We start from the raw sequence: 19215 nt of genomic DNA on the forward strand, positions 1-19215 counted from the left end.
GGCGGACCGGTCGGGCTCTCGCGTCGCGCCGCTGGCGTCCGGACGGCGCCGGTGGCTCAGCGGCCTGGGTACCTCTGTGTCCTGGGTCGCTCAGCGCCTAGTTAGCGGAGCGTCCTGGTAGTTCAGCGCCCCTGGTCGCGTCGACGCTCCCAGCGCTCCTCGAGGCGGGACAGGAAGCCCTCCTTCTTCGCCGCGGGCGCGGGGCGGGGCGCAGGCTGAGCGGTGCGGTTCCGGTGATCCGGGTTGGTCGACGGATCGACGGTCCCGTCGGGCCGGACGACACCCACGGGGCCCGCCTTCGACCGGCGAGGCGAGGCGAACGCGTACGCCACACCGGCGAACATGAGGACGAAGCCGGCGACGCCGACCCAGGCCTCCGACCTCGCCGCACCGAGCACGAGCAACAACAGCCCCGCGACGACTCCGACGCCGGCCAGGACATAACGCAGGGGCGACCGGCGGCGCGCCTGCTGCAGGGTGTTGGCCAGACGGGGGTCGTCGCTGCTCAGCGCGCGCTCCATCTGCTCCAGCACTCGCTGCTCGTACTCGGACAGTGGCATCGAGTCCCCCCGGGTCTCGCGGTGGAACGGTAACGACCTCAGGATATGCCCGCGCTGCCCGGCGCGGTAGTCGGCGGGGGTGAACCTCGGCGCCGTCCCGGCGCGGCACCGAGCATGATGGCCGAGCTGCCGAACCGTTCCCGCACGGCGTCGAGCGCCAGCTCGGCCTCGCGCCTGGCCTCCTGGCGCGGGTCCACGGACTCGTCGAGCGTCACCTGCTCCGCCAGACCGGACCTGACCTGCAGGTTCTCCCCCCGGACTCCGACGAGACGCACGGGCAGCCCCCGCAGGTCCACCGCGCCCAGGAGCTCGCGGGCGACGAGGTAGATCTCCCGGGCGACGTCGGTCGGGCCGGCGAGCGTCCGCGACCGGGTCAGCGTGCGGAAGTCGCTCGTGCGCACCTTGAGCGCCACGGTGCGGGCGACCACGCCCTGATGGCGCAGCCGCGCGGCGACGCGGTCGGCGAGCAGCAGCATCCGCTGCTCCACCTCGTCCAGGTCCCACAGGTCGCGCTCGAAGGTCGTCTCGGCGCCCACGCTGCGCTCCTCGTGCCCGGGGACGACCGGCCGCGGGTCCCGCCCCCACGCGAGGTCGTGCAGGTGCGCCCCGGACACGGAACCGACGGCCGCCTGCAGGGTCGGCACGTCGGTGTCGGCGAGCTCCGCCACCGTGGTGATGCCCCAGCGCGCGAGGGCGGCCTCCGTCTTCTCCCCCACGCCCCACAACGCCCCGACGGGCAGGGTCCGCAGGAACCGCACCGTCGCGTCCGCCGGCACCAGGAGCATCCCGTCGGGCTTGGCGTGGGTCGAGGCGAGCTTCGCGACGAACTTGTTCTGCGCGACGCCGACCGAGCAGGTGATCCCGTGCTCGGCGCGGACCTGCTCGCGCAGCCGGGCGGCGATCACCGTCGGCGCCCCGAGCCGGCGGCGCGCCCCGCTGACGTCGAGGAAGGCCTCGTCGACGGAGATCCGCTCGACCAGAGGCGTGACCGTGGACAACAGCTCCATCACGGACTCGGACACGTCGTGATAGAGCCGGTGGTCCGGCGGGACGACGACCGCCTGCGGGCACAGGCGCAGCGCCGCCGCCATCGACATCGCCGAGCGGACCCCGAACGCTCGCGCCTCGTAGGTGGCGGCGAGCACGACGCCCCGCTCCCGGCCGCCCACGATCACCGGCCGCCCGCGGAGCTCCGGACGCCGCACGAGCTCGCACGACGCGAAGAAGGCGTCCATGTCGACGTGCAGCACGGACGTCCCGGACTCGTCCGAGCCCCAGTCGCGGAACGCCCCGGCCGCCCGCGGGCCTCGGCTCACGACGCCGCCGGCGCCACGGCGAGCGGTCGCGCAAAACCTGCACGCGGGTCCACGAGCAGGCCCACCTCGTCACGGAAGTCCTCCGCGCACGCCACCAGCTCGGCGGCGCGGCGGGCGTCGACCTCGGGCTCCAGCCCTGCCTCGACGGCGGCCCGCACGCGGGCACCCGAGGCGAAGTAGCCCGACCAGGCGGCGAGCTCGGGCTCCACGAGCGCCAGCATGTCCCACACGGACCGAGCCCGGCTCCGCGTCGACGGGCGCCCGCGGAGCGCCACGACCGCGGCTGCTGCACGGAGCGCGGCCAGATGGGCGTGCACGAACCTGTCCGCGGCGTCGGTCGCCGTCGCCGCCGCCGCGAGCTCGGCGTCGGAACGGTCCAGCAGCCTGGTCACCTCCGGGCTCGGGGGCAGCGCGCCCGTGCCGGGCGCGCCACGACCGTGCACCGCTCTTGCAGATCCCGTCCGAGCCGACATCCTGCACCTCCCGTGCTCCGCGGACTCTCCCGCGTCCCGCCAGTGTCGAACACCTGTTCGATTCCTGTCAACCGCCGGACCCGGACCCGCGGCCTGCCCCGAACGGGGAGACTGGTGCGCATGTCCCGCACCTCCCGAGGCGGCTCCCGCCCCGACCGCCGGTCCGGCCGACGCCACCCAGCATCCTCCGACGCACCGACACTCCCCGTCGGCGAGGTCCCGATCGACACCGGCACCGCCAGGGTCGAGCAGGACCCCGACCACGCCGACCGGGTGACGCTGCACGTCAACGGCGTGCCCAGCTCGGCGCTCGACCTCGCCGACCCCGGCTTCCTCGCCTTCGAGTACATGCAGCAGATGGCCGCCGTGCTGGCCGGTCTCCCCGCGGGCCCGCTGCGCGTGCTGCACCTCGGCGCGGCCGGGTGCGCGCTGGCACGGCACGTCGAGCACGAGCGCCCCGACTCGCGCCAGCTCGGGGTCGACGTGGACGCCCGCCTGCTCGAGCTCGTGCGCACGTGGTTCGGGCTCCCCCGGGCGCCGCGGCTGCGGCTGCGGGCCGACGACGCGGGCCACGCCCTCGCCTCCCTGCCCCCGGAGTCCTTCGACGTCGTCGTGCGCGACGTGTTCGCCGGCGACCGGACGCCGGACCACCTCGCCGACGAGGCCTTCGCGGCCGCGGCGCACCGGGTGCTGCGGCCGGGCGGCGTCCTCCTCGCCAACTGCGCGGACCGCCCGCCGCTGCACCTGGCACGACGGGAGGTCGCGAACCTCGCGGAGGCGTTCGGCAGCGACGCCCTGGACGGCGGTCGCCTCGGGGTGGTCGCCGAGCACGCGATCCTCAAGGGGCGGCGCTACGGCAACGTGGTGCTCGTCGCGGTCCGCGCCACGACCGAGGACGCCCCCGGCAGCCCCGCCGACGGCCCCACCGGCCCCACGGGCCCCGACGTCACCGGCCCCGACGTCACCGGCGGCGCCGAGGCTGCGACCGTCGTCGCCCGCGGGGCCCGGTCCGACGTCGACCTCGACGACGCGGCCCTCGCACGCCGGCTCCGCAGCCTGCCGGTGCCCGCGCGCCTGCTCGCCGGCGCGGAGCTGGCACGGTTCGCCGGCGCCTGACCAGGCGTCCTGGCACGACGACGGCCGCGCCCCGACGCCGGGACGCGGCCGTCGTCAGACGAGCCGGGGACTCAGAGCGGGACGACCTGCTCCGCCTGCGGACCCTTCGGACCCTGCGTGATCTCGAACTCGACCCGCTGGGCCTCCTCGAGGCTGCGGTACCCCTGCGACTGGATCGCGGAGTAGTGCACGAAGACGTCGGCGCCGCCGTCGTCCTGTGCGATGAAGCCGTAGCCCTTCTCCGAGTTGAACCACTTCACCGAACCTTGCGCCATGCTGATCCTTCGACCTTCCGTCACTGCGGTCACGGGCACACCGGGCGGCCACCCGCCGCTGCACAGGCCGCTGCCCCGGTTCCTGCGAGGGAACGCCTCTGCAACGCGGTCAGTGTGGCACGGACCACACTGCAGTGCCACGGATATGCCACGGATGCGGCGCAACGACCATTGCGGACGTCAGTCGTCGTCCTGCTGGGCCAGGAAGCGCTCGAACTCCGCACCCAGCTCCTCCGCCGTGGGCAGCGGCGCCTGCTCGGCCAGGAGGCTCGGGCGACCCACCGAGCGCGTGAACGCGTCGTACTGCTCCTCGAGCGCCCGGACGACCGCCTTCACCTCCGTGGACTCCCCGACCTGCTTCTCGACCTCGATGGTCGCGTCGGCCGCCGCCTCGGCGAGGAGGCCCGTGGCCAGGTCGAGGCCCGTGGCACGCTCCACGTGCCGCAGCGCCACGACCGCCGCCGGGGCGTAGCGGGACTGCGCCAGGTAGTGCGGCACGTGGACGGTGAACCCGATCGCGTCGTGCCCCGCCTCACCGAGGCGGTACTCCAGCAGGGCGGCCAGCGAGCCGGGGACCCGCACCGTCCCGAAGAAGGACGTGTAGTCCTCGACCAGGCCGGGTCGCGTGCCGTGCGCCGTCAGCGACAGCGGGCGCGTGTGGGGCACACCCATCGGGATGCCGTGGAAGCCGACCGACAGGGAGACGTCGAACCGTTCGACGAGGCCCTTCACCGCTGCCACGACGCGCTCCCACTGGAGGTCCGGCTCCGACCCGTGCAGCAGGAGGAAGCCGGTGCCCTCGCGGTCCGCCACGTGATCCAGGGCGAGGAACGGCTCGTCGTACGCCGACCACCGGTCGGCGTCGAACGTCATGCCGACCCGCTTGGAGCGGTAGTCGAGCAGCTGGTCGACGTCGAAGGTCACCAGACGCGTGGTGGTCAGCTCGTCGGTCAGGTGCTCCACCGCGATCTCTGCGGCGGAGCCGGCGTCGACGAACCCGTCGAGAGCGTGCAGCAGCACGGGTCCGTCAGCGGTCGGCGGGGCGTCGGGCCCACGGTGGGGCAGGACGCGCTCGACGGCGGCCTCGTCGACCTCGTAGATGCTCTGCGGGTCCAGCAACGGTCTCCTCCTCGGGTTCCGGCTCGCGCCGACGGGCTCGCGCCCGCAGGAGTCACAACCCCGCCGCAGCCCGGATCCTTCCCGCCCCGCCGGGGCGCTCCTCAGCGACGCGGGAGACGGACCACCGTCACGAAGAAGTCGTCGATCTGGCGGACGACCTGGAGGAACCGTTCGAAGTCCACGGGCTTGGTCACGTACGCGTTCGCGTGCAGCGAGTACGACCGCAGGACGTCCTCCTCGGCCTCCGAGGTGGTCAGGACGACCACCGGGATGTGCTTCAGGCGCTCGTCGGCCTTGACCGCGGCGAGCACCTCTCGGCCGTCCATCCGCGGCAGGTTGAGGTCGAGCAGGATCAGGTCCGGCGTGGGCGCCTCGGCGTGCTCGCCCTCCTTGCGCAGGAACGCCATCGCGCTCACGCCGTCGGACACCACGGAGAGCCGGTTGACGACCTTGTGCTCCTCGAACGCCTCGCGCGTCATCAGCACGTCACCCGGGTCGTCCTCGACGAGGAGGACCTCGATTCCCGCCTGGTGGTCCGTCATGCCTACTCCTCGCCGTCGTCGAGCACCCCGGTCGGGGGCACACCCTCAGGTGCGTCGTCGCAGGTCAGCGACGTCCCCCGAGCCTAGCCGACCACGGGGGGCGACGCCTCGTCACGATCGGGCAAGGTCCACCGGACGGTGGTCCCGCCACCCTCCGAGGGCTCGAGCCAGACACGTCCGCCGTGGTGCTCGACCACCCGCTTGACCAGGGCGAGCCCGATCCCCGTGCCGGTGTACACGTCCTTCGGGTGCAGCCGCTGGAAGATGACGAAGACGCGCTCCGCGTACTGCGGGTCGATGCCGATGCCGTTGTCCGCGCACGAGATCTCCCAGCCCGCCTCGGGTGCCTCCAGGCGACGCGCCGACAGGTGGATGCGAGGCGGGCGACCGGGGTCGCGGAACTTCACGGCGTTGCCGACGACGTTCGTCAGCAGCATCGCGAGGAGCGCCCGCTCGCCGCGCACCACCGGCAAGGGGTCGTGCGTGACCTCCGCGCCCGACTCCGTGATCCGCTCCCCCAGGTCGTGCCGCGCCTGCTCGAGGACCTGCTCCAGCGGGACGTCCTCGGGCTCGCTCCCGGAGCGCCCGACCCGCGAGAAGCTCAGCAGGTCCTGGATGAGGCGCTGCATCCGGAGCGCGCCGTCGACGGCGAAGGCGATGTACTGGTCCGCCCGGTCGTCCAGCTGCTCGCCGTAGCGCTTCTGCAGCAGCTGGGTGAAGCTCGCGACCTTGCGCAGCGGCTCCTGCAGGTCGTGCGACGCGACGTAGGCGAACTGCTCGAGGTCGCGGTTCGAGCGAGCGAGCTCCTGCGCCTGCTCGGCGAGCTGGGCGTGCGTGCGCTCGGTCTCGGCGTGCGACGCCCGCACCTCGGCCACCTGCTGCACCAGCTCGCGCCGCATGTGCTCCACGTCGGCCGCGAGCGCCGCGACCTCGCCCGTGCCCTCGACCCTGATCTCGTGCTCGTGCGCGCCCGTGCTCGCGGCGCGCACGGAGTCGGCCAGCCGCGCGAGCGGACGCGTGACGCCCCGCTGCAGGGCACGCCACATGAACCACCCCATGAGGACCACGAGCAGCACGAGCACGACGACCACGACCAGGAGCGCGCGGTTCCAGGCGTGCGCCGCGTCCATCGCGGCGTCCCCGGCACCGACCCGCAGGAGGGAGAGCGATCGCTGGATCGCCACGAGGGCCACCGCGAGGGCGAGCAGCAGCACGGCGCCGACGATGAGCAGGAGCCGCAGGACGACGTCGTGCAGCGGACGTTCGCGCCTCATGGGCGGGCCCACTCGGCCGAGTCCGCCAGGGTCGAGGACCGCTCACCCAGGTAGGGCGTGTCCCGCCCGGTCCACCCGAGCACGAGGAGGGCGGCGTCGTCCGTGAGCGGGCCGCCGTGCAGCGCGCGCACGCGCCGCAGCACCCGTTCCACCACGCCCACGATCCCGTCCCGCCCCAGGTCCTCGCGCACCAGCTCGTGCAGACCCGACTGCCCCAGCCGGGGCACCCGTCGGCGCAGCGGACCGACCTGCGCCGGTCGGTCGCCCTGCGACGAGGTGAGCCCGAGCGCGTCGCGACCCAGGCCGTCGAGCGTCTCGTCGCCGGCGAGCGGTTCCGCACCGGCCGCGGCGCCGGCGCGCACCTCGGCCTCGACGAGGCCGTCGGTGTACAGCATCAGCGCGAAGGGGCCGTCGAGCTCGATGCGCCGGGCTGCCCAGCCGCCGTCGACCGGCACGCCCAGCGCCCGGCCGCGGCCCGTGGGCGCCAGCGCCTCGCAGCGCAGGTCCCCGACCGGGCCGGTGATGAGCAGGGGCGGCAGGTGACCCGCCAGGTACACGTCGACGCCGGACCGGTCCGGCGTGACCACCACCTGGCACAGGGTCACGAAGACCTCCGGGCGCGACCGCTCCGTGAGGAGCACCCGTTCCAGCTGCTCGAGGATGCGCTCGGGCGGGGTCCCGGTCAGCACGAGCGTGCGCCAGGCGGTGCGCAGCGTGGCCCCGAGGGCCGCCTCGTCGGGTCCGTGCCCCGCGACGTCCCCGACCACCGACAGCACGGAGCCGTCCGGCCGCTCCACGGTGTCGAAGAAGTCACCCCCGAGCAGACCGCCGCCGCCGGGGAGGTAGCCCACCATCACGGAGATCCGCTCGTCGCCCACGACCGGCTTGGGCAGCAGCGCGCGCTCGAGCCGCGCCGTCTCCTCCGCCCGCACGGCGCTGCGGTACAGCGCCCGCTGCTGCGCGGCGGACCTGCGCCGCTGCAGCGCGTACCGCAGCGACCGGCCGAGCAGCCCGGCGTCGGTCTCCCCCTTGACGAGGTAGTCGTCGGCGCCTGCCGCGACGGCCTGCAGCCCCTGGTCGCCCCCCGTGAGCCCGGTGAGCACCACGAGGGCGGGGACGTCGTGCACGCGCTCGGCGACCTCCCGCAGCCGGGACACGGCCGTGAGGCCGACGGCGTCCGGGAGCCCGAGGTCGAGCAGCACGCAGTCGACGCCCGGGGCGCCGCCGGGCCGCGACAGCGCCTCGACGGCCTCCGCCACCGACCGCGCGCGGAGCAGCACGACCGCCACCTCGGCGTCGTCGAGCAGCTCTGTGACGAGCAGCGCGTCCCCGTCGTCGTCCTCGACGAGGAGCACGGTCGCCGTCGCGTCCTCGGCGGGTCCCTCGGACCCTGCGCGCAGGACGTCGCCGCTGCTCATAGGCCAGATCCTAGCCCGGCACCCCGGGCCGAGGCAGTGCCCGCCGCCCGGCGCGTCGCCTCTCGGCCGGTCTCTCGGCCGCGGACCGGGGACCCGGGGGCCGGCCGGATCTGCAATGATGGTCCGCCGCAACGGGGCCGCGCCCGACAGGCGTGGCGCAAGACGCTGGGAGGATGCGTGGCGGGCAGGCACGACGAGCTGGCACGCGAGCAGGGTGTCGTCGACACCCTCTACGCCCGACTGGACGAGCTGCGACGCGCGACGCGCGACCGCCTCGCGGAGGTGCGGCGCTCGGGGCCCTCGGGCTCCCCGCAGAACCGCAGCGAGCGGGACGCGTTCGCGACGCTCTACGAGGACCGCGTGGCGCAGCTCGACGCCGTCGAGGACCGCCTCGCCTTCGGCCGCCTCGACCTCGACGACGGCGCGACGCGGTACGTGGGGCGCATCGGTCTCGCGGACTCCGACCACCGGTCGCTGCTGACGGACTGGCGCGCCCCCGCGGCCACGCCGTTCTACCGGGCCACGGCCCTGCACCCCGCGGGGGTGCGGCGCCGGCGACACCTCGTGACGTCGGGACGTTCCGTGACCGGGCTCGAGGACGAGGTGCTCGACCTCGACGCGCTGCAGGCCGCCGACGGGGACGACGGGGCGGAAGGCCTCGCCGCGTCGACCCTGTCGGGCGAGGGCGCGCTCCTCGCGTCGCTCGCGGCGCGCCGTACGGGCCGGATGACCGACATCGTCGCGACGATCCAGGGCGAGCAGGACCGGATCATCCGCGCCGAGCTCGCCGGCGCGCTGGTGGTCCAGGGTGGTCCGGGCACCGGCAAGACGGCCGTGGCGCTGCACCGGGCGGCCTACCTCCTGTACGCCCACCGGCGGATCCTCGAGCGCAGCGGCGTCCTGCTCGTCGGCCCGAGCCGTGCTTTCCTGCGCTACATCGACCAGGTGCTGCCGTCGCTCGGCGAGACCGGCGTGGTCGCGACCACGGTGGGCGAGCTGCTGCCCGGCGTCCGCGCCACGGCGATCGACGACCCTGTCGCCACCGAGATCAAGGGCCGGCTGCTGTGGCGCGACGTCGTGCGCCGGGCGGTCCGCGCCCGCGAGCGCGTGCCCGCCCGCGACGTGCGCTTCCGCCTGGAGGGTCACGACCTCGTCGTGCGACGCCGGGACGTGCGGGACGCGATCGCGCGCGCCCGCCGCACCCACAAGCCGCACAACGAGGCCCGGGCCGCCTTCGTCCGCGACATGCTCGCCCGGCTGGTGGACCAGTACCGCGCCGCGGCGGACGCGGAGCTCGCACCGGAGGACGCCGCGATGGTCACCGAGGACCTCCGCTCGCACCGGGACGTGCGGGTCGCGCTCAACCTCGCGTGGTTCCCGATCTCGCCGGAGAAGCTCGTCGCCGACCTCTTCGCCAAGCCGCACCGGCTGGAGGAGGCCGCCCCCGAGCTGTCCGCCCGCGAGCGGGCGGCGCTGCGCCGCGACCCGGGCGCGCCGTGGACCGAGGCCGACGTGCCTCTGCTCGACGAGGCCGCCGAGCTGCTGGGCGAGGACGACTCGATCGCGCGCGCCGAGGCGAAGGCGCGCGCGGCCGAGCGCGCCGCCGAGCTCGAGTACGCCCGCTCGGTCCTCGAGTCCACGGGCGCGGGGGGCGGCCTGGTCGACGCGGAGACGCTCGCATCCCGCTTCGAGTCCGCGGGGCCGCGACTGACCACCGCGGAGCGCGCCGCCGAGGACCGCACCTGGACGTACGGCCACGTCGTGGTCGACGAGGCACAGGAGCTCTCCCCGATGGCGTGGCGCATGCTCGTGCGCCGCGTCCCGACCCGCTCGATGACCATCGTGGGCGACGTCGCGCAGACGTCGTCGGCCGCCGGCGCGCGATCGTGGCGCCACGCTCTCGACCCGGTGCTCGGCGACTCCTGGCGGCTCGAAGAGCTCACCGTCAGCTACCGCACCCCGGCCTCGGTCGCGGACGCCGCGCAGCGCATGGCGGCAGCCGCGGGCCTGCCCACGTCGCCCCTCACCGCCGCCCGTGAGGTGACCGGAGCGCTCGAGCTCGCCCACGTCACGCCGTCCGGTCCGGCTCGCCCGGTGCTCCTCCAGGAGGTCCGGGACCACGTGGCCGCGCTCGTCTCCGAGTTCGTGGGGACCGACGGCGCGGGACGGGTCGCCGTGGTCGCGGCGTCCGCGGAGGTCGACGCGCTGCGCGAGGCCGTCGAAGGGGTGCTCCCGACCGTGCTCGCCCCCGAGGAGGTGTCCCGGCTGCTGGGGCAGCGCCCCGAGGACGCGCAGGTCGTCGTGCTCGACCCGCGTGAGACCAAGGGCCTGGAGTTCGACGCCGTCGTCCTCGTCGAGCCGGCCACCGTGACGGGCGGCCCCGGCGGCGCCTCGGACCTGTACGTCGCGATGACCCGGCCCACCCAGCGCCTCGTCGTGGTGCACGAGCGACCGCTGCCGGCAGGGATCGTCGAGCTCGCCGCGGCGTGAGACGCGTTTGTGGGCGCGGGCCCGCACAGCGCACCATGGCCTCGTGCTGCGAGCCCTCCTTCTCGAGAACGTCCATCCTGTCGCTGCCCAGAATCTTCGTGATGCGGGCATCGAGGTCGTCACGCGCCCCGGCGCGCTCGACGAGGCCGAGCTGATCGAGTCCCTCGCGGACTTCCAGATCCTCGGCATCCGCTCCAAGACCACCGTGACCCGCAAGGTCCTGGAGAGCGTGCCCGGCCTGCAGGCCGTGGGGACCTTCTCCATCGGGACGAACCAGATCGACCTCGAGGCCGCCGCGGCCCACGGCGTCGCGGTGTTCAACGCCCCGTACTCCAACACCCGGTCCGTGGTCGAGCTCGCCGTCGCGGAGATCATCTCCCTGACCCGTCGCCTCAGCGTGCGCGACAAGGCGCTGCACGACGGCGTGTGGGACAAGACCGCCGACGGCGCGCACGAGGTCCGCGGCCGGACGCTCGGCATCATCGGGTACGGGAACATCGGCTCCCAGCTCTCCGTGCTCGCCGAGAACCTCGGCATGCGGGTCGTCTTCTACGACACCGCCGAGAAGCTCGCCCTGGGCAACGCGCACCGCGTCGAGACGATCGAGGAGCTTCTCGCCGAGGCCGACGCCGTCACGATCCACGTCGACGGACGGCCGGGCAACGCCGGGCTGTTCGGCGCGGACCTGTTCGCGGGGATGAAGCCGGGCGCGATCTTCCTCAACCTCTCCCGCGGCTTCGTGGTCGACGTCGAGGCCCTGCGGGAGCACATCCTCTCCGGGCACCTCGGAGGCGCGGCGGTGGACGTCTTCCCGACGGAGCCCAAGAAGCGGGGTGACGAGTTCACGTCTCCGCTGCGCGGCCTGCCCAACGTCATCCTCACGCCGCACGTCGGCGGGTCGACCGAGGAGGCGCAGGAGGCCATCGGCGAGTTCGTGTCGAAGAAGCTGCGGGACTTCATGGCGACCGGGTCCACCACCCTGTCCGTCAACCTCCCGAACCTGCAGCTCGCGCACACCGGCGTGGGTCGCATCATGCTGCTGCACCGCAACGTGCCCGGCGTCCTCGCCGCCGTGAACCAGGTCTTCGCCGACCACGGCGCCAACATCGAGGCGCAGATGCTCGCCACCCGCGGCGAGATCGGCTACGTGGTCACCGACATCTCCGACGTCACCCAGCGTGGCGCCTCGGCCAAGCTGCAGGCGATGCCCTCGACCATCCGGCTGCGCATCCGCGACGCCTTCGAGCGGCCGGAGTTCCCGCCCGGTCCCGCCGCAGGCTGACGCGGCCCAGCAGTATCAGCACGCGAGGGCGCCCCCGGATCCCCGGGGACGCCCTCGCGTCGTCGTACGCCCGCGTCCGGTCAGCCGGACTTGCGGCGGAACATCTTCTGCACCGGTCCCGAGGTCTCGGAGCCGTGCACCTGCCCCGTGTTCGCGTCCTTGCCGGCGGTGGGGTGGCTCGCGGCGTTCTTGCGCTCCAGAGCCTCCCGGAAGCGCGCCTTCGTGTCCTCGGAGGGCTTGGCCGCCTTGGAGTCGTCCGTCGTCATCACGGTCACCTCGTCGTTCGTCGGGGTGGACGTGCCGGCACGGAGTTCCGCGCAGCACCTGGTGCCGTCCAGCATGCGCCAAAGCCAGGCGCGGCGCCAGGGCATTTCGCCCGGAGCGGGCGAAGCGGTCGATCTCAGCGCGAGGCGTCGCGCCCCGCAGCCGCGGGCTCCGCAGCATCGCCCGCGGCGTCCCCCGACCCCGCCGAGGCGGGCTCCCCGTCATCGTCGGCCCGCGCCTCACGCTCGGCCCGCAGGGACGTGATCGCGCTCTCGAAGTCCTCCAGGGACTCGAACGACTGGTAGACGCTGGCGAACCGCAGGTACGCCACCTCGTCCAGTTCCCGCAGCGGCCCCAGGATCGCGAGCCCCACCTCGTTGGCCTCGATCTCCGGACGGCCCGACCCGCGCAACGTCTCCTCGACGCGCTGGGCCAGCAGGGCCAGGTCGTCGGAGCTCACGGGGCGCCCCTGGCACGCCTTGCGCACCCCGGCGACCACCTTGTCGCGACTGAACGGCTCGGTCACGCCTGATCGCTTGGCGACCGAGAGGCTCGCCGTCTCGATCGTCGTGAAGCGACGCTGGCACGCCGGGCACTGCCGCCGGCGGCGGATGGACGAACCGTCGTCGGAAGTGCGCGAGTCGATGACTCGCGAGTCCGCATGGCGGCAGAACGGGCAGTGCATCGCTGGTCTCCTGCGCTCGGCTCCGGACCGGCGCCCGGCTGCCCGACAACGTAAGCGGCGGGCCGCGCAGGGCGCAAGCAGGGTCCATCCTCCCATCGCGGCGGACCCGTCCGCACCGCCGTCCACCACCGCACCAGCGCGGGGGTTCAGTCCTGCGGGAGGAGCACGACCTGTCCGGTCTGCAGCTCGGCCGTCGTCAGGCCGTTGAGCTCGCGCAGGTCGGCGACCACGTCGCGCAGGTCCTCGCCCGAGTCGCGCACCGACTGCGCGTACTGCCAGAGGGTCTCCCCCGGCGCGACGGTGTGCAGCCGCACCTCCACACCCGATCCGGGCGACTCGGCCACCGCGCGCTGCCCGACGAGCCCCGCGCCGACGAGGACCAGGAGGACCAGGACCGCGATCACCGCGCGGCCCCGGCGGGTGAGCCGAAGCCCGCCGAGCCCGAGGAACCCCGGTGCGTCCGTGGTGCTGCGCGGGTTCTGCATCGTCCTACCTCCGGTACGCGTCGTGTCGCCGCCGCGGCGGCCCGTCGAACATCCGTTCGTCGAACACCTGTACGTCGAACTGCTGTACTAGGTGTACCACGCCCCGGCGACACGGTCGAGACCTGATCGAACAGATGTTTGATGTCCCGCCCGAACTGGCCTAGAGTGACCAGCAGCGCGATGGAAGGTTTGTCGGATTTCATCGGCCCGCCCACGGGCCGCGCCCCTGCAGGACGGAGAACGCGATGACCAGCGGACGGGACCAGGCCCCGGCGTCCATGACGGCTGCTGCGCCGTGGCCGGCGCAGGCGGAGACCCGCGAGGACGCCCCGGCGGCACCCCCGGTCGCCCTGGCGTCGGTGAGCGAGCTCGCCCCCTCGGCCGACCGCCTCACGCCGCGCCAGCGGCGGGTGCTGGAGACGATCCGGCGCTCCGTCGAGGACCGCGGATACCCGCCGACGATGCGGGAGATCGGCGAGGCCGTCGGCCTGGCGAGCCCCTCCTCGGTCAAGCACCAGCTCACGACGCTCGAGCGCAAGGGCTACCTCCGCCGCGACCCGAACCGGCCGCGTGCGATCGAGGTCGTCGACCCGGAGTCGCCGGCGGCGGAGGCCGCGGGGCACGAGCCCGCTCCCCGGACGTCCGGCTTCGTCGCCGGGTCGGTCGCCGGGTCCGACGCAGAGGCCGCGGGGGCGCCGTCCTACGTCCCGCTGGTGGGGCGGATCGCGGCCGGCGGCCCGATCCTCGCCGAGCAGGTCGTCGAGGACGTGTTCCCGCTCCCTCGGCAGATCGTGGGCGACGGCGACCTGTTCCTGCTGAAGGTCGCCGGCGACTCGATGGTCGAGGCGGCCATCTGCGACGGCGACTGGGTCGTGGTGCGCAGCCAGCCGGTCGCGGAGAACGGCGAGGTCGTCGCGGCGATGATCGACGGCGAGGCCACGGTCAAGACCTTCAAGCAGACCGGCGGGCACACCTGGCTCATGCCGCAGAACAGCGCCTACTCCCCGATCCCGGGGGACGAGGCCCAGGTGCTGGGACGCGTCGTGGCGGTGCTCCGCAGCCTCTGAGGGCGCTCACCCGGCCGCCGGGTGTGGCACCAGGTCACCAGGTGGCGCGGACCGTCAGAGGCCGAGCCGGCCCTGCACCTCGCGCATCCCCTCGGCCGACGCCCGCAGGCCTGCCACCTCGTCGTCGGACAGCGGGGTGTCGATCGTCTCAGCCACGCCGCGCCGGTCCACGAGTGACGGCACCGACAGGCAGACGTCGCTGATCCCGTAGAACCCGTCGAGTCGCGAGGACACGTTCATCACGCGGTGCTCGTCGTTGAGGACCGCCTCGATGATGCGGGTGGCGGCCAGGCCGACGGCGTAGTTGGTGGCGCCCTTGCCCGCGATGACCCGGTAGGCGGACTCGACCACGTCGGTGGCGATCTGGCTGCGGGCAGTCTCGTCGAGCGGCGGGCGTCCCCGGAAGGGACGCCAGTCGAGAAGCGGCACCCCGGCGATCGACGCCGAGCTCCACAGCACGATCTCCGAGTCTCCGTGCTCGCCCGCGATGTTCGCGTGCACGTTCCCGACGGCGACGCCGCAGTGCCGGGCGAGGGCGTCGCGCAGCCGGGACGAGTCGAGCACCGTGCCGCTGCCGAAGACCCGCTCCCGGGGCAGACCGCTGACCTCCTGGGCGGCGTAGGTGACCACGTCGACGGGGTTGGTCACCATGAGGTAGATCGCGTCCGGCGCCACCTCCAGCAGCTGCGGCAGGATCTTCTTCGTGAGGCCCACGGTCGCCTCGGCCAGGTCCAGGCGACTCTGGCCGGGCTTCTGCTTCGCCCCGGCCGTGACCGCCACGACGTCGGCCCCGCGGCACACCTCGATGTCGTCGGAACCCTCGATCTCGGCCTGAGGGATGAACATGCCGCCGTGCCGGAGGTCAAGCGCCTCGGCCTCCACCTTGGCGCGGTTGACGTCCATCAGGGCCACGGACCGCGCCGCGCCACGGGCGAGCGCGGCGTACGCGAGCGTGGAACCCACCGCCCCGGCGCCGACGATCGCGAGCTTGGTCGTGCTGCGAGTGCTCTCCACGGCCCCAGGCTAGGTGTCGAGCCGCCGCAGCGCAGCGCGGACCAGCTCGCCGTCCGTCGTCGGCCAGAAGTCCGGCATGGACCGGGTGAGGAACGACCCGTAGCGGGCGGTCGCGAGGCGCGGGTCCAGCACGGCGACGACGCCGCGGTCCTCGCCGGTGCGGACCAGCCGCCCGGCCCCCTGCGCCAGCAGGAGTGCCGCGTGCGTGGCGGAGACCTGCATGAACCCGTTGCCGCCCGCCTGCTCCACCGACCGGGCGCGCGCCGCCTTCACCGGGTCGTCCGGACGCGGGAAGGGGATGCGGTCGATGAGCACGAGCTGGCAGCTCGGGCCCGGCACGTCCACGCCCTGCCACAGCGAGAGCGTGCCGAAGAGGCAGGTCGCCGGGTCGTCGGCGAACTGCCGCACCAGGGTGGGCAGCTGGTCGTCGCCCTGGCACAGGACGGCCACCTCGAGCCGCTCGCGCATCGCCTCCGCCGCCGCGAGCGCGGCGCGCCGCGACGAGAACAGACCGAGGGTGCGTCCTCCCGCTGCCTCGATCAGGCCGGCGATCTCGTCGAGCTGGGCGTCGGTGGTCGGTTCACGACCGGGCGCCGGCAGGTGCCGGGCCACGTAGAGGATGCCCTGGCGCGGGTAGTCGAACGGACTGCCGACGTCGAGCCCGGTCCAGTCCGGCGTGTCGTGCGTGCCGTCCGAGCCGGCGAGGCCGAGAGACCGCGCGACCGGGTCGAACGTGCCGCCCAGGGCCAGCGTGGCGGAGGTGAAGACGCCGGTCGCCTCCCCGAGCAGGTGGGTGCGGATGAGGCCCGCCACCGCGAGCGGGGCGGCGTGCAGCCGGGTGACGCCGTCACCGGCCCAGGGGGCGTTCTCGGGCGGCCGCGAGCACCACAGGACGTCGGCCGTCGTGTCCTCGGCAGCCATGCGTTCGGCCACCTCGAACAGCTGGAGCACGGCGGACTGCGCCATCTTCGTGCCGGCGTCCGGCGCGCCCTTGTCCTTCGCCTGGGGCTCCCCCTGCGGCTTGAGCCGCGTGAGGAGCTCGCGCGCGGCGTCGCGCACGGCGGCCACGGCGGACCGCAGGTCGTCGGGCAGGCCCTGCGGGAAGCGTTCCGCCGGTGCCGTCGCGAGCAGGCTCCCGAGCTGCTGCGACGCCGCGTCCAGCGCCGACGTCTCGGTGCCACCGTGCCGGCGCGCGAGGCGCGCGGCGTGCTCCACGACCGTCAGCGACAGGTCCACGGTGGCCGCGGCGGTCACCCGCTCCGCCAGCTCGTGCGCCTCGTCGACGACGACGGCGTCGTGCTCGGGCAGGACGCCCGGGCTCCCCGACACGGCGATGCCCAGCATGGCGTGGTTCGTCACGACGACGTCGGCGTCGCGTGCGGCGGCGCGAGCGCGCTCAGGGAAGCACTCGGCCAGCAGGGGGCAGCGGTTGCCGAGGCACTCCAGCGCGGTGACCGACACCTGTCGCCAGGCGCGGTCGGGGACGCCGGGGACGAGGTCGTCGCGGTCGCCCGTCTCGGTCTCCTCGGCCCAGGCGTGCAGCCGGCGGACCTGGTCGGCGAGGCTGGTGGCGTCGTCGGCGCGCCCGCCCCGGCCACGGCCGCCGGACGGCGCGGGGTGCTGCTCCGCCCCGGCGCCCTCCCCCGGGCCCGGGTCGGCCGGGAGGTCGAAGAGGGTGGCGCCCTCGACCGGGTAGCCCCCGGTGACCTTGTGCTTGCACAGGTAGTTGTGCCACCCCTTGAGCAGGGCGACCTTCGGCGCGCGCGGGAGCCTGGGGCCCACCGTCTCGGCCACCAGCGGCAGGTCGCGCGTCACGACCTGCCGCTGGAGCGCCAGCGTGGCGGTCGAGACGATGACGCGCTTGCCGTCGACGACGGCGTGCCGCACGGCGGGGACGAGGTAGGCGAGCGACTTGCCCGTGCCGGTCCCGGCCTGGACGAGGAGGTGGCGCCCTCCGTCGACGGACTCCGCGACCGCGGCCGCCATCTGGTGCTGCCCCTCGCGCCGTCCGCCGCCGAGGGCTCCCACCGCCAGGTCGAGGAGCTGCTGGGCGTCGGGGGTGTCGGCGGAGGTCACCCGACGATCCTAGGGCGGGCCGCCCACCCCGGGGCGACGCCCGCCCCCGGCCCGCACGGCCGCCGGGCGGACCCGGCGACCGGCGACGTCAGCCCACGACGGCGACGCTGCGCAGCTCTGCGGCCAGGCTCTCGTCGACGCGGCCACGCAGGCGCGTGCCCTCGGCGAGGTGCTCCTCCGCCACGGAGCCGCCGGTCTCGTGCGCACGGTGCACCAGGTCGCCGCGGGAGTACGGGACCACGAGGTCGATCTCCACCTGCGGCTGGGGCAGCTCTGCGGCCACGAGCTCCCGCAGCTCCGCCATGCCCTCGCCCGAGTGCGCGGACACGACGACGCTGTGCCGCTCGCGCCGCTGCACGCGGCCCACCACGGCCGGGTCGGCGACGTCGGCCTTGTTCAGCACGACGACCTCGCGCACGTCGGCGATGCCGGGGATCTCGGCGAGCACCTCGCGCACGGCCGCGATCTGGCCCTCGGGGTCGGGGTGCGAGGCGTCGACCACGTGCAGGAGCAGCGCGGCGTCGCCCACCTCCTCGAGGGTGGACCGGAATGCCTCGACGAGCTGGTGCGGCAGGTGCCGCACGAAGCCGACGGTGTCGGTGAGCGTGTACGGCCGGCCGTCCTCGGTCCGCGCCTTGCGCACCGTCGGGTCCAGCGTGGCGAACAGGGCGTTCTCCACGAGGACGCCGGCGTCCGTCATCGCGTTCAGGAGCGACGACTTGCCCGCGTTCGTGTAGCCGGCGATCGCCACGTTCGGCACACCGTGCCGCTTGCGGTCGAGCCGCTTCGTCTCGCGACCCGGGGCCATCGCGTCGATCTCGCGGCGCAGCTTGGCCATGCGGTTGCGGATGCGGCGACGGTCCAGCTCGATCTTCGTCTCGCCGGGACCGCGAGATCCCATGCCGGCGCCCTGACCGCCCACCTGGCCGCCTGCCTGGCGGGACATCGAGTCACCCCAGCCGCGCAGGCGCGGGAGGAGGTACTCGAGCTGGGCGAGCTCGACCTGGGCCTTGCCCTCCCGGGACTTGGCGTGCTGGGCGAAGATGTCGAGGATGAGCGCGGTCCGGTCGACGACCTTGACCTTGACGATGTCCTCGAGCGCGCGACGCTGGGACGGCGCGAGCTCCGTGTCGGCGACGACGGTGTCGGCGCCCACCGTGGCGACCATGTCGGCCAGCTCCGCGGCCTTGCCCGAACCGAGGTAGGTACCGGGGTCGGGCTTCTGCCGGCGCTGCAGCAGCCCGTCGAGGACCTGGGAGCCGGCGGTCTCCGCCAGGGCGGCGAGCTCGCGGAGGGAGACCTCCGCCTCCCGGGCCGCGGCCTCACCGCCGGAGTACATGCCGACGAGCACGACGCGCTCCAGGCGCAGCTGCCGGTACTCGACCTCGGTGACGTCCTCGAGCTCCGTGGAGAGCCCGGCGACGCGTCGCAGCGAGATGCGCTCCTGGAGGTCGAGCTGGTCGCCGTCGTGGGTGGTGTGCACCGTGGCGCCCTCGGCGCGCGCCGTCCCGGCCCGAGCGAGCACCCGCGCCACGACGTCCTGCGCGATCGCCTGGGCGTCGCGCTCCGCCGCGCGACGCTCGGCAGCCGACGTCTCGTCGCCGCCGGTCTCGTCGGCCTGCGGGGTGTCGGGGTTGGTCGGGGTGTGGGTCAAGGTGTGCCTCTCGGGTCGGGATCGACGGTCGAGCCGTCGTACGTCTTCAACAAGGGTCCCACGTGAGATCGTCCCGGTGCAGAGATTTTCGTCGCTCCCGGCCGG

General features: G+C 74.3%; 18 protein-coding genes. 4 read left to right on the top strand and 14 right to left on the bottom strand.

Going from position 1 to position 19215, the window contains the following annotated elements; all coding sequences use genetic code 11:
• Positions 1 to 122: 122 nt before the first annotated feature.
• Genes ACWGKI_RS13300 through ACWGKI_RS13310 form a run of 3 tightly spaced genes read right to left on the bottom strand, consistent with a single transcriptional unit; the run spans position 123 to position 2268 of the window.
• Positions 123 to 560 (bottom strand): DUF3040 domain-containing protein, encoded by a 438-nt coding sequence (locus ACWGKI_RS13300; RefSeq protein WP_380244568.1) that lies wholly within the window; start codon positions 558 to 560, stop codon positions 123 to 125.
• 38 nt (positions 561 to 598) lie between these two features.
• Positions 599 to 1876: a DNA polymerase IV gene (locus ACWGKI_RS13305; protein ID WP_452187585.1), complete on the bottom strand. Its 1278-nt coding sequence runs from the start codon at positions 1874 to 1876 to the stop codon at positions 599 to 601.
• On the bottom strand, positions 1873 to 2268 hold the full coding sequence (locus tag ACWGKI_RS13310; protein WP_380244570.1) for an SAV_6107 family HEPN domain-containing protein: 396 nt from the start codon (positions 2266 to 2268) through the stop codon (positions 1873 to 1875). The genes ACWGKI_RS13305 and ACWGKI_RS13310 overlap by 4 nt, the downstream gene beginning before the upstream one ends.
• 201 nt (positions 2269 to 2469) lie before the next feature.
• Between ACWGKI_RS13310 and ACWGKI_RS13315 the strand changes: the two genes are divergently transcribed.
• Positions 2470 to 3465, top strand: a complete 996-nt coding sequence (locus ACWGKI_RS13315; protein ID WP_452187587.1) for a spermidine synthase — start codon at positions 2470 to 2472, stop codon at positions 3463 to 3465.
• A gap of 71 nt (positions 3466 to 3536) precedes the next feature.
• On the opposite strand, the gene ACWGKI_RS13320 is transcribed toward ACWGKI_RS13315, so the two are convergent.
• The 5 genes from ACWGKI_RS13320 to ACWGKI_RS13340 form a co-directional block, all read right to left on the bottom strand.
• Positions 3537 to 3740, bottom strand: a complete 204-nt coding sequence (locus ACWGKI_RS13320) for a cold-shock protein (protein WP_380244572.1) — start codon at positions 3738 to 3740, stop codon at positions 3537 to 3539.
• Positions 3741 to 3920: 180 nt separating this feature from the next.
• A complete protein-coding gene (locus tag ACWGKI_RS13325; RefSeq protein WP_452187589.1) occupies positions 3921 to 4859 on the bottom strand; it encodes a proteasome assembly chaperone family protein in 939 nt (312 codons plus the stop codon).
• 101 nt (positions 4860 to 4960) lie between these two features.
• A complete protein-coding gene (locus tag ACWGKI_RS13330; protein ID WP_380244574.1) occupies positions 4961 to 5401 on the bottom strand; it encodes a response regulator in 441 nt (146 codons plus the stop codon).
• Positions 5402 to 5484: 83 nt separating this feature from the next.
• Positions 5485 to 6675 carry a sensor histidine kinase gene (locus ACWGKI_RS13335; protein WP_452187591.1) on the bottom strand — a complete coding sequence of 397 codons (1191 nt, stop codon included), beginning with the start codon at positions 6673 to 6675 and terminating at the stop codon, positions 5485 to 5487.
• On the bottom strand, positions 6672 to 8093 hold the full coding sequence (locus tag ACWGKI_RS13340; protein ID WP_380244576.1) for a PP2C family protein-serine/threonine phosphatase: 1422 nt from the start codon (positions 8091 to 8093) through the stop codon (positions 6672 to 6674). Before ACWGKI_RS13340 ends, ACWGKI_RS13335 begins: the two co-directional genes overlap by 4 nt.
• Before the next feature lie 177 nt (positions 8094 to 8270).
• Here ACWGKI_RS13340 and ACWGKI_RS13345 point away from each other — a divergent pair, with 177 nt between their 5' ends.
• Entirely contained in the window at positions 8271 to 10583 is a 2313-nt protein-coding gene (locus tag ACWGKI_RS13345; RefSeq protein WP_380244577.1) for a HelD family protein, read from the top strand.
• Positions 10584 to 10626: 43 nt separating this feature from the next.
• Positions 10627 to 11865: a phosphoglycerate dehydrogenase gene (gene serA / locus ACWGKI_RS13350; RefSeq protein ID WP_380244578.1), complete on the top strand. Its 1239-nt coding sequence runs from the start codon at positions 10627 to 10629 to the stop codon at positions 11863 to 11865.
• 80 nt (positions 11866 to 11945) lie between these two features.
• On the opposite strand, the gene ACWGKI_RS13355 is transcribed toward serA, so the two are convergent.
• From ACWGKI_RS13355 to ACWGKI_RS13365, 3 genes are all read right to left on the bottom strand, one after another.
• Complete coding sequence (locus ACWGKI_RS13355; RefSeq protein ID WP_380242602.1) at positions 11946 to 12131, bottom strand: DUF5302 domain-containing protein; 186 nt, start codon at positions 12129 to 12131, stop codon at positions 11946 to 11948.
• Positions 12132 to 12265: 134 nt separating this feature from the next.
• The gene (nrdR, locus tag ACWGKI_RS13360; RefSeq protein WP_452187594.1) at positions 12266 to 12814 is read right to left on the bottom strand and encodes a transcriptional regulator NrdR; all 549 of its coding nucleotides are present in this window, start codon (positions 12812 to 12814) and stop codon (positions 12266 to 12268) included.
• Positions 12815 to 12960: 146 nt separating this feature from the next.
• A complete protein-coding gene (locus tag ACWGKI_RS13365) occupies positions 12961 to 13299 on the bottom strand; it encodes a LysM peptidoglycan-binding domain-containing protein (protein ID WP_380242606.1) in 339 nt (112 codons plus the stop codon).
• A 278-nt stretch (positions 13300 to 13577) separates the two neighbouring features.
• Between ACWGKI_RS13365 and lexA the strand changes: the two genes are divergently transcribed.
• A complete protein-coding gene (lexA, locus tag ACWGKI_RS13370; RefSeq protein ID WP_452187630.1) occupies positions 13578 to 14366 on the top strand; it encodes a transcriptional repressor LexA in 789 nt (262 codons plus the stop codon).
• Between the two features lie 54 nt (positions 14367 to 14420).
• On the opposite strand, the gene ACWGKI_RS13375 is transcribed toward lexA, so the two are convergent.
• The 3 genes from ACWGKI_RS13375 to hflX form a co-directional block, all read right to left on the bottom strand.
• Entirely contained in the window at positions 14421 to 15380 is a 960-nt protein-coding gene (locus ACWGKI_RS13375) for an L-lactate dehydrogenase (protein ID WP_452187596.1), read from the bottom strand.
• A 9-nt stretch (positions 15381 to 15389) separates the two neighbouring features.
• Positions 15390 to 17456, bottom strand: a complete 2067-nt coding sequence (locus tag ACWGKI_RS13380; protein WP_452187598.1) for an ATP-dependent DNA helicase — start codon at positions 17454 to 17456, stop codon at positions 15390 to 15392.
• Positions 17457 to 17544: 88 nt separating this feature from the next.
• Positions 17545 to 19110, bottom strand: a complete 1566-nt coding sequence (hflX, locus tag ACWGKI_RS13385) for a GTPase HflX (protein ID WP_452187600.1) — start codon at positions 19108 to 19110, stop codon at positions 17545 to 17547.
• Between the last annotated feature and the right edge of the window lie 105 nt (positions 19111 to 19215).

The sequence above is a fragment of the Isoptericola sp. NPDC055881 genome (genome assembly GCF_053615895.1).